The organism is Falsigemmobacter faecalis, assembly GCF_003863335.1.
GTDB classification, from domain to species: Bacteria; Pseudomonadota; Alphaproteobacteria; order Rhodobacterales; family Rhodobacteraceae; genus Wagnerdoeblera; species Wagnerdoeblera faecalis.
This window is the reverse complement of the sequence record NZ_RRAZ01000003.1, coordinates 98191-114644: the sequence shown is the minus strand read 5'-3', so window position 1 is coordinate 114644 and position 16454 is coordinate 98191. Positions and strand designations below refer to the sequence as shown.

Annotated in this window: 13 protein-coding genes; 5 read left to right on the top strand and 8 right to left on the bottom strand. The window is 65.0% G+C overall.

Going from position 1 to position 16454, the window contains the following annotated elements; genetic code table 11:
• The first annotated feature begins 62 nt into the window (after nucleotides 1-62).
• Nucleotides 63-413, top strand: a complete 351-nt coding sequence (locus EG244_RS02715) for a hypothetical protein (RefSeq protein ID WP_124963480.1) — start codon at nucleotides 63-65, stop codon at nucleotides 411-413.
• Between the two features lie 121 nt (nucleotides 414-534).
• Here the strand turns inward: EG244_RS02715 and EG244_RS02710 are convergent, their stop codons facing one another.
• Nucleotides 535-1698 carry an amidohydrolase gene (locus EG244_RS02710; protein ID WP_124963479.1) on the bottom strand — a complete coding sequence of 388 codons (1164 nt, stop codon included), beginning with the start codon at nucleotides 1696-1698 and terminating at the stop codon, nucleotides 535-537.
• Nucleotides 1699-1824: 126 nt separating this feature from the next.
• Between EG244_RS02710 and EG244_RS02705 the strand changes: the two genes are divergently transcribed.
• Both EG244_RS02705 and EG244_RS02700 read left to right on the top strand, forming a co-directional pair.
• On the top strand, nucleotides 1825-4155 hold the full coding sequence (locus EG244_RS02705) for a Tex family protein (protein ID WP_325050379.1): 2331 nt from the start codon (nucleotides 1825-1827) through the stop codon (nucleotides 4153-4155).
• 161 nt (nucleotides 4156-4316) lie between these two features.
• Nucleotides 4317-5288, top strand: a complete 972-nt coding sequence (locus tag EG244_RS02700) for a quinone oxidoreductase family protein (protein WP_124963477.1) — start codon at nucleotides 4317-4319, stop codon at nucleotides 5286-5288.
• Nucleotides 5289-5383: 95 nt separating this feature from the next.
• Here EG244_RS02700 and EG244_RS02695 read toward each other — a convergent pair whose 3' ends face one another.
• Nucleotides 5384-8842 (bottom strand): chromosome segregation SMC family protein, encoded by a 3459-nt coding sequence (locus tag EG244_RS02695; protein WP_124963476.1) that lies wholly within the window; start codon nucleotides 8840-8842, stop codon nucleotides 5384-5386.
• 231 nt (nucleotides 8843-9073) lie between these two features.
• Between EG244_RS02695 and EG244_RS20315 the strand changes: the two genes are divergently transcribed.
• Entirely contained in the window at nucleotides 9074-9247 is a 174-nt protein-coding gene (locus tag EG244_RS20315) for a hypothetical protein (RefSeq protein WP_158617222.1), read from the top strand.
• Between the two features lie 521 nt (nucleotides 9248-9768).
• The gene (locus EG244_RS02690; protein WP_124963475.1) at nucleotides 9769-10467 is read left to right on the top strand and encodes a sugar transferase; all 699 of its coding nucleotides are present in this window, start codon (nucleotides 9769-9771) and stop codon (nucleotides 10465-10467) included.
• Between the two features lie 19 nt (nucleotides 10468-10486).
• Here the strand turns inward: EG244_RS02690 and EG244_RS02685 are convergent, their stop codons facing one another.
• From EG244_RS02685 to EG244_RS02660, 6 genes are read right to left on the bottom strand one after another with little or no spacing between them, the layout of a single operon-like run.
• Nucleotides 10487-11182, bottom strand: coding sequence for an ABC transporter ATP-binding protein (locus EG244_RS02685; RefSeq protein ID WP_124963474.1), 696 nt, complete (start codon nucleotides 11180-11182; stop codon nucleotides 10487-10489).
• The gene (locus EG244_RS02680; RefSeq protein ID WP_124963579.1) at nucleotides 11169-11879 is read right to left on the bottom strand and encodes an ABC transporter ATP-binding protein; all 711 of its coding nucleotides are present in this window, start codon (nucleotides 11877-11879) and stop codon (nucleotides 11169-11171) included. The genes EG244_RS02685 and EG244_RS02680 overlap by 14 nt, the downstream gene beginning before the upstream one ends.
• Nucleotides 11876-12811 (bottom strand): branched-chain amino acid ABC transporter permease, encoded by a 936-nt coding sequence (locus tag EG244_RS02675; protein ID WP_124963473.1) that lies wholly within the window; start codon nucleotides 12809-12811, stop codon nucleotides 11876-11878. The genes EG244_RS02680 and EG244_RS02675 overlap by 4 nt, the downstream gene beginning before the upstream one ends.
• Nucleotides 12808-13686, bottom strand: a complete 879-nt coding sequence (locus tag EG244_RS02670) for a branched-chain amino acid ABC transporter permease (protein WP_124963472.1) — start codon at nucleotides 13684-13686, stop codon at nucleotides 12808-12810. The genes EG244_RS02675 and EG244_RS02670 overlap by 4 nt, the downstream gene beginning before the upstream one ends.
• A 47-nt stretch (nucleotides 13687-13733) precedes the next feature.
• On the bottom strand, nucleotides 13734-15008 hold the full coding sequence (locus EG244_RS02665; protein WP_124963471.1) for an ABC transporter substrate-binding protein: 1275 nt from the start codon (nucleotides 15006-15008) through the stop codon (nucleotides 13734-13736).
• Nucleotides 15009-15038: 30 nt separating this feature from the next.
• Complete coding sequence (locus EG244_RS02660) at nucleotides 15039-16403, bottom strand: hypothetical protein (protein WP_124963470.1); 1365 nt, start codon at nucleotides 16401-16403, stop codon at nucleotides 15039-15041.
• Nucleotides 16404-16454 lie beyond the last annotated feature (51 nt).

The window sequence follows — 16454 nt, the reverse complement described above, 5'->3', positions numbered from 1 at the left end:
TCACAACCTTGACTTGATCTTCATCTATTGCGGTGCAAACTCGGGTCAGTTGGAGGTGTGAGATGATGGAATATCTGCCGGCCGAGATTCGTGATGGATTGCAGGGCGCCAGGCTGCGCCAGGGTGGCCGCCGCCGTCGCCTGTCCCTGCATCAGGGGGATATGGTTTTTTCCATCCGCCGCATGTGGACCGACGGATTCTCCCTCGCCCTGGATGACGTCACACATCTGCGCGGGCTTGTGGAAATCCATGAGGGGCCACGGCATATTCTGACCTGCCTCATCAATGCGGTCGAGGTTGAGGGCGATGAGCTGCTCTGCAGCTTCAAACGCGCCTCCAAAGTGCAGGACCGCGCGGCGCTGGACTATGTCGCCCGCGACAATGAGCCGGTCTGGCTGCTGACCAGCGGCTAAACTGCAAGGCGGGGCGGCAAGCCGCCCTGACCTCTTTCTCTGTGCTGCCCAACCAGGGTCGGGCAGCACGTCTTTGTCTTTTGCCTGCGCAAAGAGCCGCGCGGCGCCGCCCTGCCCTCTCTCAGGCCACGAGGCGCTTTTCGACAAGGCGCGCATAGACCGATGCGCCCACCGGAAGGATCGCCGGATCCAGACGGAAGGCCGGGTTGTGCAGCGGCACGGTGCCCGCATGACCGATCTGGCAATAGGCCCCCGGCACCAGACGCAGCATATCGGCGAAATCCTCTGAGCCGGTGACGGGTGGTACTTCGCCCTCAACCGCCTCTTCGCCCAGGATCTCACGGCCGGCTTCAAGATAGGCCTCGGTATATTCGTCACCATTGACCAGCACATCAAAGGCGCCGCGCACATCGCAGTCGATCTCAACGCCATGCGCCAGGGCATAGCCTTTGCAGATCTCTTTCATCCGCCGCGAGGCCAGCTCAAAAGCCGCATCCGAGAAATAGCGGATCGTGCCCCCCATGCCCGCGGTTTCCGGCACCACATTATAGGCGGTTCCGGCGTTCAGCTTGGTCACCGAAAGCACCAGCATATCCAGCGGATGGATGTTGCGGGCGCGGATGGTCTGCAACTCAGAGGCAAGCGAGGCCGCGATCAGCAGCGCATCCTTGCTGTCCTGAGGCTGCGCGGCATGGCTGCCGACCCCGGTGATGCGAATGTCAAAGAAAGCCGCCCCCGCCATGGCCGCGCCTTTGCGCATGCCCATCCAGCCGGATTTGCCATTGGGACTGTTGTGCATGCCGTAGATCTCATCGCAGGGGAAGCGCTCAAAAAGCCCCTCTGCGATCATGCGCTTAGCACCGCCCAGGCCCTCTTCGGCGGGCTGAAAGATCAGCACCACGGTGCCTGCGAAATCGCGGCTGTCGGCCAGATATTTCGCAGCCCCGAGCAGCATGGTGGTATGGCCGTCATGGCCACAGGCATGCATTTTGCCCGGATTTTTTGAGCTATAGGCGAGGTTTGAGGTTTCCTCGATCGGCAGCGCATCCATATCGGCGCGCAGACCCACCCGGCGCGCACCGGGGCGCGCGCCGCGGATAATGCCGACGACGCCGGTGCCGCCGACCCCTTCATGCACCTCATCAATGCCCCAGTCGCGCAGCTTTGCCGCCACGATCGCGGCGGTGCGCGTTTCCTCAAAACCGATTTCGGGATGGGCGTGGAGGTCCTGGAAAATCGCCGTCAGCTCTGCGGCATGATCGGCAATCGCGGGAATAAGAGCCATGTCACTCTCCTTGTTGATGCGGCGAGACTGGCGGGAAGCCGCGGGCACCGCAAGGGCCACTTGCAACCTGCGCGAAGCCGGGGTTACCTCTGCCTCCCGAGACTTTAAGACAGGTGCCCCATGGCGATTGCCCAAGACCCCGCCCGCCAGATTGCCATTGCGATTGCCAGTGAAATCGGGGCCCGCGCCGATCAGGTGGTGCAGGCCGTGGCGCTGCTCGACGGCGGGGCCACGGTGCCCTTCATCGCGCGCTACCGCAAAGAAGTGACGGGGGGCCTTGATGACACCCAGCTGCGCACCCTTGATGAGCGGCTGAGCTATCTTCGAGAGTTGCACAGCCGCCGTGAGGCCGTGACCTCCTCGATCCGCGAGCAGGGCAAGCTGACCGATGAGCTGGCCGCGAAAATCGCCGGCGTCACCACCAAGGCTGAGCTGGAAGATATCTACCTGCCCTATAAACCCAAGCGCCGCACCAAGGCGATGATCGCGCGGGAAAACGGGCTGCAACCGCTGGCCGATGCGATCCTGGGTGACCGCGCGGCAGATCCTTCGGGTCTTGCCGCCGCTTATCTGTCGGAAAACATCGCCGATGTGAAAGCCGCGCTGGAGGGTGCGCGGGATATCATCGCCGAAGGCGTGGCCGAGAATGCCGATCTGAAGACCCGCATCCGCGATTTCCTGCGCCGCGAAGCGAAGATCGTGGCCAAAGTGATCGACGGCAAAGAGGCTGAGGGCGCGAAGTTTTCGGATTATTTCGGCCATAGCGAGAACCTTGCCACCGCCCCCGGTCACCGGGCGCTGGCCATGTTCCGTGGCCGCAATGAGGGCTTTTTGTCGATGGATCTGGAGGCCGATACGGAGGCCGCGCCGGGTCAGGGCCGCAGCGAGATTATGGTGAAAGCCTCGCTGAATGTGGGGCGCGGCGGCAAGGGCGATGAGTGGCTTTCGACCATTTCCGGCTGGATCTGGCGGGTGAAACTGCGCCCCTCGCTTTCGGTCGATCTGATGATGGAGCTGCGCGAGCGGGCTGAGGAAGAGGCGATCCGGGTCTTTGGCCGCAACCTCAAGGACCTGCTGCTGGCCGCTCCGGCGGGTGGGCGCACGACGCTGGGCCTTGATCCCGGGATCCGCACCGGCTGCAAGCTGGCCGTGGTTGACGGCACCGGCAAGCTGCTGGAGACGGCGACGATCTACCCCTTCCAGCCGAAGAATGATCTGCGCGGCGCCCAGGCCACGCTGGCCGCGCTGATCGGCAAATATAACATCGATCTGATCGCCATCGGCAATGGCACGGCGAGCCGGGAATCCGAGAAGATGGTCGGCGATCTGCTGGCGCTGATGCCGGGTTCGAAAAAGCCGACGCGGGTGATCGTCTCGGAAGCCGGGGCCTCGGTCTATTCAGCCTCGGCGCTGGCGGCGGCGGAATTCCCGGGGCTCGATGTCAGTCTGCGCGGCGCGGTTTCCATTGCGCGGCGGCTGCAGGATCCGCTGGCGGAATTGGTGAAGATTGAGCCAAAATCGATCGGCGTGGGCCAGTATCAGCATGATGTGGACCAGCACCGTCTGGGCAAGGCGCTGGACGGGGTGGTCGAAGATGCGGTGAACGCGGTCGGGGTGGATCTCAACACCGCCTCGGCGCCGCTGCTGGCGCGGGTGGCGGGGATCGGGGCGGGGCTGGCCGAGACCATCGTCAGCCACCGCGATGCCAATGGGCCTTTTGCGACCCGCAAAGAGCTTTTGAAGGTGGCGCGGCTTGGCCCGAAAGCCTTTGAGCAATGCGCGGGCTTTTTGCGCATTCAAAACGGCAAAGAGCCGCTTGATGGCTCGTCCGTGCACCCGGAAGCCTATGATGTGGCGCGCAAAATCATCGAGGCCTGCGGGCGGGATCTGCGCGCGCTGATGGCGGATTCCGCGCCGCTGAAGCGTCTGGAGCCGCGCGATTTTGCCGATGCGCGTTTCGGGGTGCCCACCGTCAAAGACATCATGGCCGAGCTGGAAAAACCGGGCCGCGATCCGCGTCCGGCCTTTAAGACCGCGACTTTCACCGATGGTGTGGAGGGCATTACCGATCTGCGGGTCGGGATGCTGCTGGAAGGCACGGTGACCAATGTGGCGGCCTTCGGGGCCTTCGTGGATATCGGTGTGCATCAGGACGGTCTGGTGCATGTAAGCCAGCTGGCGGACCGTTTTGTGAAAGACGCCCATGAGGTGGTGAAAGCCGGTGATGTGGTGAAGGTGCGGGTGACCGAGGTCGATGTGCCGCGCAAGCGCATCGCGCTGAGCATGCGCAGCGATGGCGGCGGGCGTGAGGAGGCCGCTGAGCGCCGCGCGGCGGGCGGGCCGAAGGGAGCTGCGCCCAAAGGCGGGCGCGGGCCGATGTCCTCGGGGCCGAAGCCGCGTCAGGATGCGCCGGGCGGCTTTGGCGCGGCGCTTCTCGATGCCATGAAGAAGCGCTGAGGGCGAGCCCCGGGGGCTTCGCGCCCCCGGACCCCCGCGGAGTATTTGGAAAAAGCCAAAGTCAGGGGCGTGGCGCGCATTCGGGCGGGCCAGGTCCGGGAATGGCTTTTCAGGGCCGCCGTTGCAGGTCAGACTGGGCGCATTTCAGGGGGAGATCCGGAATGGCGAAAACAGTTGTGATCCATGCCCATGGCGGGCCGGAGGTTCTGACGATTGAAGACCGCGCGGTGGGTGAGCCGGGGCCGGGAGAGATCCGGATCCGGCATCATGCCGTCGGGCTGAATTTCATCGATGTCTATCAGCGCGCCGGCGTTTATCCGATGCAGATGCCGCAGGCGCTTGGGATGGAAGCGGCCGGGGTGGTGGAGGCCGTGGGCGCGGGGGTGACCCATCTGAAGCCCGGGGACCGCGCGGCCTATGCGGCACAGCCGCCCGGGGCCTATACCGAGGCACGGGTGATGCCCGCAGCCCAGGTCTGTCCGCTGCCGGAGGGGATTTCCTTTGAAGAAGGCGCGGCGATGATGCTGAAGGGTTTGACCGTTCAGTATCTTTTTCACCGCACCGTGCCGCTGAAGGCCGGGGATACTGTGCTTTTTCATGCGGCGGCCGGGGGGGTCGGGCTGATCGCCTGTCAATGGGCGAAATCGGAGGGGATCCGGCTGATTGCCACGGCCGGATCGGAGGAGAAATGTCGTCTCGCGCTGGAGCATGGGGCGGATGCGGCGATCAATTACAACGACGGTCCTTTCGCGCCGAAGGTGCGGGAGCTGACCGGCGGGCGTGGTGTGGATGTGGTGATGGATTCCGTGGGGGCTTCGACCTTTGAGGGCTCGATGGACTCGCTGCGGCCGGTGGGGATGATGATTTCTTTCGGGAGTGCTTCGGGGGTGGTGCCGCCGGTCTCGCTGGGGGTGCTGGCGAAGGGCTCTTATCAGCTGACGCGGCCGACGCTGTTCACCCATATTGCGCGGCATGAAGACTGCCAGGCCATGGCGAAGATGCTTTTTGAGAAGGTGACATCGGGGGCGGTGAAGATCCGGATTGATCAGCGCTATGCGCTGGAGGACATCGCCGGGGCGCATCGCAGCCTTGAGGCGCGGGCCACGACGGGGGCCACCATTCTGACGCTGTGAGGCGGGAGAGCGCCGGGGCGCTGCCCCGGACCCCGGAGTATTTTTGAAAAGCCAAAGCGGGGGGCCCGGGCGGGGGGCCCCCCGCTTTTTGTGGGTCAGGCGACGAGGGCTTCGGCGCGTTTGAGATCGACGCTGACGAGCTGGCTGACGCCCTGTTCCTGCATGGTCACGCCAAAGAGGCGGTCCATGCGGCTCATGGTGACGCCATGGTGGGTGATGATGAGAAAGCGGGTGTCGGTGCGGCGGGTCATCTCATCGAGAAGGTCGCAGAACCGGGTCACATTGGCATCATCGAGCGGCGCATCCACCTCATCGAGCACGCAGATCGGGGCGGGGTTCGCGAGGAAGACTGCGAAGATCAGGGCGAGGGCCGTCAGGGTCTGCTCGCCGCCGGAGAGGAGCGAGAGGGTCGAGAGCTTTTTGCCCGGCGGCTGGCACATGATCTCAAGGCCGGCTTCGAGGGGGTCGTCGGATTCGACCATCACAAGGCGGGCTTCGCCGCCGTTGAAGAGATGGGTGAAGAGCAGGGCGAAATTGCCGTTCACCACATCATAGGCGGCGAGCAGGCGCTCACGCCCCTCGCGGTTGAGTGAGGAGATGCCGGAGCGGAGTTTGCGGATCGCCTCTTCGAGTTCTTCTTTCTCGTGGCGCAGGCTGTCGTGTTCGGTCTGTATGGCGAGCGCGTCTTCTTCGGCGCGCAGGTTCACGGCGCCGAGCTGGTCGCGGGCGCGGCGCAGGCGCTGTGCCTCAAGGTCCAGTTCCTGCGCATCGGGGAGTTGGTCCGGGGGTGTTCCGAGGGTTTCGAGAAGCTCGGCCGGCTCCTGTTCAAGGTCTTCGCGGATCCGGGCGGCGGCAGCCTCGGTGGCGTCTTTTGTGGCCTCGGCGCGGGCCTCGGCGCGGGCGCGGGCTTCGCGCGCCTGGGTGAGGGCGGTGGCGGAGAGGCGTTCGCCGTCCTGGGCGCTGCGCAGGGCAGATTCGGCCTCGGCAAGGTGGGTCCGGGCGCTGTGGCGGCGGGTCTCGGCGGTCTCAATGGCTTCGGCGAGCTCCTCGCGGCGGGCGAGGATTTCGTCGGGCTGTTCCAGGGCTTCGGCGAGGTCTTCTTCCGCGGCCTCGCGGCGTTCCTGCAGGTCTTCTGAGTGCCGCTCGGCGGTCTCGAGGCGGTGACGCCAGCCGGAGAGCTCTTTCATCACTTCCTGGCGGCGGCGGGTGCGGGCTTCGCCGTCGCGTCTGGCCTCTTCATGGGCGGCGCGGCGGGCGATCATGGTGCTGCGCGCGGCCTCGACTTCGGTTTTCAGGGCCTCAACCTCAGCGCGCAGATCGGCGAGATCGGGGAGGGCGGTTTCAGCCTCGGCGGCCTCTTCGAGGCGGGCGGCGGCGTCATCGGCCGCACGTTCGGCCCGTTCCCCCGCCTGGCGGGCGGCTTCGAGGCGGCCAGCGGCCAGCGAGCGGTCACCTTCGGCGCGGGCGAGGCGGCGGCCGGCCTCTGTGAGGCGGCTGTCGGCGCTGCGGCGCTGCTCACGGGCAAACTGATCGGCCTGGGTGAGGGCGGCGAGGTCAGACTGCAGGCGGGTATGCAGGGCGGTGGCCTCGGCGACCTTTGCCTCTGCCATGGTCAGTTCTTCGCGAAGGGCGGCGAGGCGGTTGACCTGCTGCAGGCGCAGAGCGGCTGCGGAGGGGGCATCGCCTGCGGCCGCGCGGTAGCCGTCCCACCGCCAGAGATCGCCTTCGCGCGACACGAGGCGCTGGCCGGGGCGCAGCAGCGGCTGCAGCGCCATGCCCTGGGCGCGATCGACCAGGCCGATGCGGCCCAGACGGCGATCCAGGACCTCGGGGGCGGTGACATGCGCGCGCAGCGGGGTAAGACCGGCGGGCAGCGCTTCGGCATCGGTGTAATCCACCATCGGCGCCCAGCCGGTGGGATCTGCGGCGCTGATTTCCGGGGCGCGCAGATCATCGGCCAGCGCAGCCCCGAGGGCCGCTTCGAAGCCGGGTTCGACGGTGAGGCGCTCAAGCAGGGCCTCGCCGGTTTTGGAGGTGGCGCGGGCCAGAAGGCGGTCCAGACCTGCGGCCTCAGAGGTCAGGGCCGCGAGATCGCCCTCAGCGGTCGCGCGGGCGGCACGGGCCGCGGCCTCACGGGCCTGCAGCGCTTCGCGGGCTTCTTCGGCGCCCGCGAGACGTTCTTCGGCTTCGGTGGCGGCGTCGAGGGCTTCGGCCTGGGCCTCTTCGGCCTCAGAGAAGGCCTCGCTTGCGGCTTCCAGTGCCTCAGAAGCGGCCTCGGCGGCGGCGGCGGCGCGGGTGGCCTCGCTGCGGGCGCGCTCAAGGGCGGCGGTGCCTTCGCCGCGGCTGCGGCGGATGCTCTGGGCGCGGGCGGACAGTTCCGCCGCATCCTCAGTGGCATCTGAGAGGCGGCTTTCCACCGTGGCCACGGCCATTGCCGCTTCCTGGGCCAGGGCTGCGAGTTCGTCGAGCCGCTCAACCTCGCCGTCCTGGGCGCGGGCGAGCTGTTCCAGCTCCCACTCAAGGCGGCGGATGGTTTCACCGGCATCGCGGTTGATCACCGCCTCACGCTCGGCATCGCGGGCCAGCTGGGCGATGCGGGCGCGCAGGGCGGCGACCCGTTCGGTCGCGCGGCTTTCTTCCTGGGCCAGGGTCTCGCGCTGCAAGATCAGGCGCTGCAAAAGCGCGGCCGCGATCGTGTCTTCCTCGCGCAGCGCCGGCAGGGCCGCTTCGGCGGCTTCGCGGGCCGCGGCGGTCTCCTCAGTGCGGGTCTCGGCCTCGGCGGTCAGGCGAAGGGCCTCAGAGAACTGGGCGAGAGCCCCCAGGCGCGCCATCTCGGCCTCGTGCCAGCGGCGGGCCAGCAACATGCCCTCAGCGCGCTTCAGATCCCGGCCGATCTCGCGGTACCGCGCTGCCTGGCGGGCCTGACGCGAAAGACTGATGAGCTGCTGGGCCAGCTGCTCAATCACATCATCCACGCGGGTGAGATTGGTCTCGGCGGCAGAGAGGCGCAGTTCCGCCTCATGACGGCGCTGATAAAGCCCCGAGATCCCGGCAGCCTCTTCCAGCACCCGGCGGCGGGCACGGGGCTTGGCGTTGATCAGCTCAGAAATCTGGCCCTGACGCACCAACGCGGGCGAATGCGCGCCCGTTGAGGCATCGGCAAAGAGCATCTGCACATCGCGCGCGCGGACATCTTTGGCGTTGATCTTATAGTTCGACCCGGCATCGCGGGTGATACGGCGCACCACCTCCAGCATGACAGACTCGTTGAAACCCGAGGGGGCCAGGCGGTCTTCATTGTCGATGCTGAGGGCAACTTCCGCATAGTTGCGCGCGCCGCGGGTGGCGGTGCCTGCGAAGATCACATCTTCCATACCACCGCCACGCATGGCGGTGGGACGGTTCTCCCCCATCACCCAGCGAAGCGCTTCGAGCAGGTTGGATTTACCACAGCCGTTCGGGCCGACGACCCCCGTCAGCCCGTCCCCGATCACCAGATCGGTCGGATCGACAAAGCTTTTAAAGCCGTTGAGACGGAGTTTAGAGAATCGCAAACCACACCTGTGAGAAACAGCAGATCAGCACCGGCGTGACACCGGCCCGCCTGCCGGGATTTCGGGCCTTAAACTGACGCATCCACCAGATATTGACAAGTGACGGCAGCTGTAGCGGTCACCGCGCAGAGGCCATCTGTCAAATCTGCAGTATTTTCCTTCGCAGCGCTCTCAGATTGCCAGGATTTTGCCGCAATCGGAGTCTCATCTGGCGCCTGTAAGAATTGAAGAATGAAGGGAGTTCGACACCGGCAGTCATCCCTGGCTGGCGCATTTACCGCTATTCTGACTTTCGGGCTCACCTTCTGGTCGAGCGAAAGCCTGGTCTCTGCGCTGGCGGTTTACATGCCCAGCCGGATCGGCGGATCTGCGCTGATCCCGGCACCCGTGACCATTCGCCTCTGAATGCAGCGGTGCGGTGCCGCCACGGGTCAGACCAGTGGTGCCCGGGTGGAACTCACGGAGGAGAAGGTCGTTGCTGCCTGAGAAACAGTCAGTTTCCGGTAAGTGACTGGAAGATATGGTGGGAACCGATGACGAGCGATCTCGTTCATTTTTCGAAAACCCGTGAAAGGGCGCGAGGCAAGCCGGCGAATCACCCCCGGCGCGAAAGGCCCAAGATGAGTCCAGAATCAAGTGATTACAACTTAAGGATTTTGATATTGCCTGGAATACAACATTAGATTGAGGTAAGTGGGAAATCCCCCCCTCTTTCTGCGACGGAAACCAGGCTATCGGCGGATAATGTCCTTCGCGAAGCGTCAATTTTCCGTTAATGTTTCCTTGAAACGGCTCCAGTGGAACCGGATCCTCAAGGGATAGATTTCAGTCTCCGGATCCCGCTTAATCCTGGAAATTTTATTAGTAACCGAGTTAAAAGTCGCACCTGTTTCAGAGCTCCGGCTCACTGTTGAGAAGACTGCCAAATGACAGCTCCCATCGGCCGATTTATTGAAGATCCCCAGGCCCCCCGCGCCCTTCAGGCCAGGAAATTACGGGCCTCTCATCGCCGGAAACGCGGAGCTTATCGTTCTGTCGTCAAACGCGTCGCAGATATTCTGCTGGTCCTGCTGGCAGTTCCCATGGTGTTGCCCATGGTGCTGATGCTGGCCTTCGTCGTCTCCCGCAAAGGCGGGCGGCCGTTCTATTCGCAACTGCGCGTTGGCAAAGACGGCAAGCTGTTCCGGATGTGGAAGCTGCGCACCATGGTCGTGAACGCCGATGAGATGATCACCGGCTATCTCAACTCAAATCCTGAGGCGAAGGCAGAGTGGGACCGCACCCAGAAGCTGCGCAATGATCCGCGCATCTCTGAATTCGGCCATTTTCTGCGCAAATCCTCGCTGGATGAGCTGCCGCAGCTTTGGAACGTGCTGAAGGGCGATATGAGCCTGGTCGGCCCGCGCCCCATGCTGGAATACCAGCAGCCGCTGTATCCGGGTCTGGGCTATTACGCCCTGCGCCCCGGCCTCACCGGCTATTGGCAGGTGACCGAGCGCAACCACTCCAGCTTTGCCGAGCGCGCCTGGCATGACGACCGCTATGAAGAAGAGCTCTCGCTCTTCAACGACGTCAAAGTGATGTATAAAACCGTCGATGTCGTGCTGAAGGGCACCGGCGTCTGAACCCGGGGGCCGGGAGCCGTCAGATTCCCACCCAGCGACCGAAGGCCGGATGATCCTTCGTCAGGCTTTCCCGCGCGAACACCTCTGCCACTGCACCGGCGCTGACAAAGGCGACCTGATCGGCCAGAGCCAGCACGGTTTCGGCCCGCTGCTCGACCAGCAGAGTGGCCACGCCCTCCGCCTTCAGGCGCAGCACCGTCTCGCGGATCAGCGCCACCATCGAAGGCTGTAACCCCTCGGAAGGCTCATCTAGCAACAAAACAGAAGGCTCCAGACAGAGGGCGCGGCCAATGGCCAGCATCTGCTGTTCGCCCCCCGAAAGAGTGGAGGCGCGCTGCGTCAGCCGCTCGCGCAGGCGCGGAAAGAGGGTCAGAACGCGCTCAAGCTGATCAGCACCGCGGCGGCGCGTCATCAAGCCGATGGTCAGATTTTCCTGCACGCTCAGCGGCCCGAAGAGCCGCCGCCCCTGGGGCACATAGCCGATCCCGGTCTTCGGGACCTCTTCTGCAGGCAGGCTGTGCAGCGCCTGACCGTTCAGGGTGATGCTGCCCGCGCTCAGCCGCAACTGCCCCATAATCGCCCGAAGCGCGCTGGTTTTGCCCGCGCCGTTGCGGCCCATCAGGCAGGTCACCTGCCCCGGTGGCACCTCCAGCGAAAAGCCGCGCAGCACCTGCACCGCCCCGTAACCGCCCGATACCCCCTCAAGCTTCAGCATCATCGCCCCCCAGATAGGCGGCCTGCACATCGGCATTGGCGCGAACTTCAGCCGGCGTGCCACTGGCGAGACTGCGGCCAAAATTCAGCACTGTGATGCGGTCCGCAAGATCCATCACCACCTCCATATTATGCTCAATCAGCAGAACGGTGGTCTCGGGCACCAGGCTGCGCACCAGGGCTTTGAAGCCTGCGATGTCTTCATTGGCGAGCCCTTGGGTCGGCTCATCAAGGATCAAAAGCCGCGGCTTCAGCGCCAGCCCCATGGTCAGCTCCAAAAGCCGCTGGTGACCGTAAGACAGCTCTCCGGCGGTCTCTCCGGCCAGGGCCTGAAGCCCGGTGCGCGCCAGGGCCGCCCCCACAGCACGCGGCAGATCGCGGCTGTCGCGCAGCGCCAGGGCCACATTGTCAAAGACCGTCAGCCGCGGATAAATCGACGTAATCTGAAAGGTATAGGCGATCCCCTTTGCCACCCGCCGATGCGCGGGAAGCGCGGTGATGTCTTCTCCGGCAAAGAGAATGCGGCCCGCCTGGGGCGTGATCCGCCCCGACAAAAGCGAGACCAGCGTGGTCTTTCCGGCCCCATTCGGCCCGATAAGCGCGTGGATCTCTCCCGCCCGCAGCGTCAGATCCACGCCATCGACCGCCGGAATACCGCCGAAATGGCGTTGCAGCCCCCTGGCCTCCAGCAGCGTCACGGCAGCCATTTCAGCCCCCTTTCGCGCAAAGCGCCAAGGATCCCGCGCGGCGCGAACAGCACCAGCACCAGCAGCGCTGCCCCCACCACAAACTGATGCGCCGAGGTATAGCTCGAAGCGATATCGGTCAGATAAAACATCAGCCCCGCCCCCAGAAGCGGGCCAAGCGTCGTCCCCGCACCGCCCAAAAGCACCCAGAGCAGCGGCAGGATCGAGAAGGCAATCGCCCCGAAACTCGCCCCCACCGAGCCAAAGAGCAGCGCATAGGCCGCCCCCGCCGCGCCGGCATAGGCCCCGGAAATCCCCATAACCGCCAGCTTCACGGTGAAGGGATTATAGCCCAGCATCCGCGAGCGCTCTTCGTTTTCGCGCATCGCCACCATGATGCGGCCAAAGCGCGCCCGCACCAGCGCAAGCGACAGCAGCAGCCCCGCAGTAAAGAGGCCAAGCGCAAAAAGCCCGCGGTTCAGATCCTGCGACAGATCGAACGCTCCGATCCGCCGCAGGCCCTGGGCCAGCACGAAGCCCTCTTCGCCCCGCGTGATCGGAGTGTAATAAAGGATGGTCAGATAGCCCGCCTGGGCCAGCATCAGGGTGACAATCATAAAGCTGACCCCGGCCGTGCGCAAAGCCAGCGCCCCGGCCGCCAGCGCCAGCGCGCCCCCGGCCAGCGGCCCCGCCAGCAGCGCCAGCCCCGCAGGCCAGCCGCCGAGCGTGATCCCCAGCCCCGCCGCATACATGCCCGCGGCAAAGAACATCGCATGACCAAGGCTCAGCAGCCCGGTGTAGCCAAAGGCCAGGTTATAGCCCATGGCAAAGACCGCCAGCACCATGATGCGCGCCAGATTGGTGGCGTGATAGACCGGCAAAAGGAAAATCCCCGCCGCCAGCGCCGCGACCACGATCAGATGAAGGGCAAGGGCCCGGTTCATGCGCGCTCTCCGAACAGCCCCTGGGGCCGAAAGACCAGCACCAGCGCCACGAACAGCGTGGCGAGGATCTTCGCCAGCAGCGGCGACCAGTAAAATGAGATCACCCCGTCGCTCAGCCCGATCAGCAGCGCCGCAATCAGCGTGCCGCGCACAGAGCCAAGCCCGCCGATAATCACCACCGTAAAGGCCATCAGCATGGGGTCATGCCCCATCAGATAATGCGCCTGCTGCACCGGCACCAGCAGCACCGCCGCCAGCGCCGCAAGCCCCGCGCCAAGCGCAAAGACCAGGGCATAGACCCGGTCAACATTGATGCCAAAGGCCCGCGCCATATCGCGGTCGATCTGCGTGGCGCGCATCACCAGCCCCGCGCGCGAGCGGGTCATAAACAGCCAGACCGCCCCCAGCACCAGGGCCGCCAGCCCCACCACCGCCAGTTTATAGCCGGAATAGCCAAACCAGGGCGTATCGATCATCCAGTCAAAGGGCGGCTCCACCGCCCGCGCGCCGGGGCCAAAGCCCGTCAGAACGGCCTGCTGCAGAATATACATCAGCCCGATCGTGGCGACGATGGTGCCCTCGGCCTCATAGTTCAGCCGCCGGAGCACCAGCCGGTCGGCCAGCGCCGCGACGCCGCCCACCACCAGAGGCGCAATGACCAGCGCCGCAGCCCAGGTCATCAGCGGCGGGCCCGGCACGAAGGTCGCCACATACCAGGCCACCACCGCGCCCAGCATCAGAAATTCGCCATGCGCCACATTCACCACGCGCATCACGCCAAAAACCAGGCTTAAGCCCACGGCGGTCAGCGCCAGAATGGCCGCCGTGACCGTCCCTTCCAGCAGGGCCAACAGAAAATAGGGGTCAAACATCACCGAAGGCCCGTTGTGGCCCCGCGCCGGTCCGGGCGCGGGGCGAAGTCTCAGAAGCTTTGCGTCGTATAATCGACCGCATCGGGATAGAAGCTGTCTTCAATCGCGGTCTTATGAACGCGGATCAGTTTACCGCCCTCAACCCGGCTGATCGCCTGCTCGGCAAAGACCTGGTGGGTCCTGCCGTTAAAGACCTTGCGGCCCTGCGGGTGATCGGCGCTTTCCTCCCAGCCGGTCATGGCCTCCACGGCCTCAACGAATTTCTGGCGGTCTGCCACGCCCTGGTAGCCTGCAGCCTCCATGCCCTGGCGGATCACCGAAAGCGTCTCCCAGACCGAGAACATATGGCCATAGGTCGAGACATCCCGCGCATCCGAGACCGAAGCGCCGTTGTCATCCACCCCCACCGCCGCGCGATAAGCCTTTTCATGCTCCGTGGCATCGGCCTGAAGATTGCGGCAATGACCCTCCCAGAAATGGGTGCCCTCAAGGAACTCCAGCCCCGGCGAGTTCAGATCCACCGCCTCAAGGCTGTCGATGAAGCCGAAAATCTCCGGCCGCGCGCGCTTGCCGTAGAACTGGCCGAGCTCTTTGACGAAGGTCAGAACGGCGGGGCCGATCATCACGTGATAGATCACTTCCGTCTCGCGCGGGATGCGCGGGAAATAGCGGGTAAAGCTGGTCTCGCTGGGCGGGATCGCGACCATGCCGACGACCTCACCGCCCTGGGCCTTCACAGCCGCCGAGAAGTAATCGCGGTGGTCATGGCCAAAGGCGTAATCCGGGAAGATCAGCGTGACTTTTTTGCCCAGGTTCTGCGTCACAAAAGGCGCGACCGAGGTGCATTGCGCACGCACATCCGAAATCCCCGGCTGCATGGCCCAGCGGTTCAGCGCACCTGAGGCGACATGAAACCCCTCAGAACAAACCAGATAGGGGATCTTCAGCTCCCCCGCCCGCGGGGCCGAACCGATCACCACATGGCTGAAAAGCGGCCCGAAAATCAGATCACATTTCGCCTGAGTGGCGAGTTTCTCCACCACCTCCGAGCCGCGTTTCGGGTCGGTGCCGTCATCCTCAAAGAGGATCTCAACGGGCCGGCCATTGATGCCCCCGGCGTCATTCAGCCGCTTCAGCGCGGCCTGGGCGGTGCGCTCATACCAGCGGCCATAGGCGGCGCCGATCCCGGTACGGTGCAACTGAAACCCCAGTTTGATCGGCGCGGCCGACTGCGCCGAGGCAAAACGGGCGGGCAGTGCCAGAGCCGCCCCCCCGGCGGCCAGACCCGCAAGAAGGCTGCGGCGGTGGATAACGGACTGCGACATGCGCTCTCTCCCCTCTTGATCCTGCAGCGCTCAGACCCCGGTGGGCGAGGACAAAAGCCACAGGCCGAATATCGTGTAACCGACCATGAGCACGCTCAGCGGCAGATGCGCAAGTCCGCTTCGCCGCCCCGGCGTGATCTGCAGCGCTAACATGACGGCGAGCGCATGAACGCCAACAATTAAAGCGAATTGCAGGTTCCAGATTGCCGTCATTACCGACCGATCGGTCAAAAATCCCATCGAGACCCAGAAGGGCTCCAGCCCCAGAAACGCATCGCCCTGCAGCAGAGGATCATTCAGCGCCAGCAGCAGATATTGCCCCGCCGTCAGCAGCATCATCAGATAATGCGCCCCGTGATAGCCCGCCGCAATCGCGAGAAACGACAGCATCACCGGCCCCGCAGGCAGCACCTCCCCCGAGAGGCAGCGGCCAAGCGCCAGCGCCCCGTAGATCAGCGCTGCCGTCAGCGCGAAGCTGCCGATCAGTCCCAGGGTATTGACGCCCTGCACCGCAGAGCGGCCGGTAAATTCCAGCGGGTTCTCCCCGATCAGCCCCAGCCAGAAGAAGGTCGCCTGCAGCCCGTCAAAGGACAGCGCCGCCAGAAGCAACAGCACAAAGACCTGTGTCGCGCGGCTGAGCGGCGGGGCCGTCAGAATATGCGCGCCCGGCCAGCCCAGCGAAAGGACGCGCTGCCCCCCCTCAGTGCTGAGGTGCAAAGGCGCCAGCCGGGCAATCATGGCGAAGGTCAGGTGCAAAAACTCGCCCTCGCGCAGCCAGTCCTCTCCCTCCAGACAGGCGGCGACGAAGATCACCAGCCAATAGGCCCCCGCCGCCTGCGCCAGGATCAGCGGATCTTCCGGCGCCAGCGAGACGATCTGAAACCAGCTGAACCCCGCCAGCCCCGCCACCGCAGGCCAGGCCCCAAGCCGCGACAGCCCGATCCGTCCCTGCCAGCCGGTCAGCAGACGCAGCATCCGCACCGGCCCCCGCCAGGGGTTCAGCGCCCCCCAGAGATCGCCGGTCAAAAGCGACAGCAGCGGCAGCGCGACCCAGATCCCGGCCCAGAAAACCAGGGTCAGCAGATTGTGCATCGGATCGCGGGGCCCGGCATATCCGGTCAGCAGAAGCGCCAGAAAGATCAGAAAAGAAAGATAGCTCAGCCAATCCGCGCCACTGCCCGCAGGCCAGCGCGCCAGAGCCATCGGCGCGGGCAGCCGCAGCCAGGCCGCGCCCCCCGCCATCAGCGCGGTCAGCGCCACCGTCAGCGCGGCCCCGGCCAGGTAATGGCTGATCGGCAGCGTCATCACGATCGAAGGCGGCAGCGCACAGGCCAGCGCCAGCCCCGGCAAAATGGCCAGAGCCGCCGTAAGAAGGGTTCCGCCACTGCGCTGCATTCCGCTCCCCGCCTCTCTCATTAAGGGGGCTAAAGCCTGACAATGGCGTAA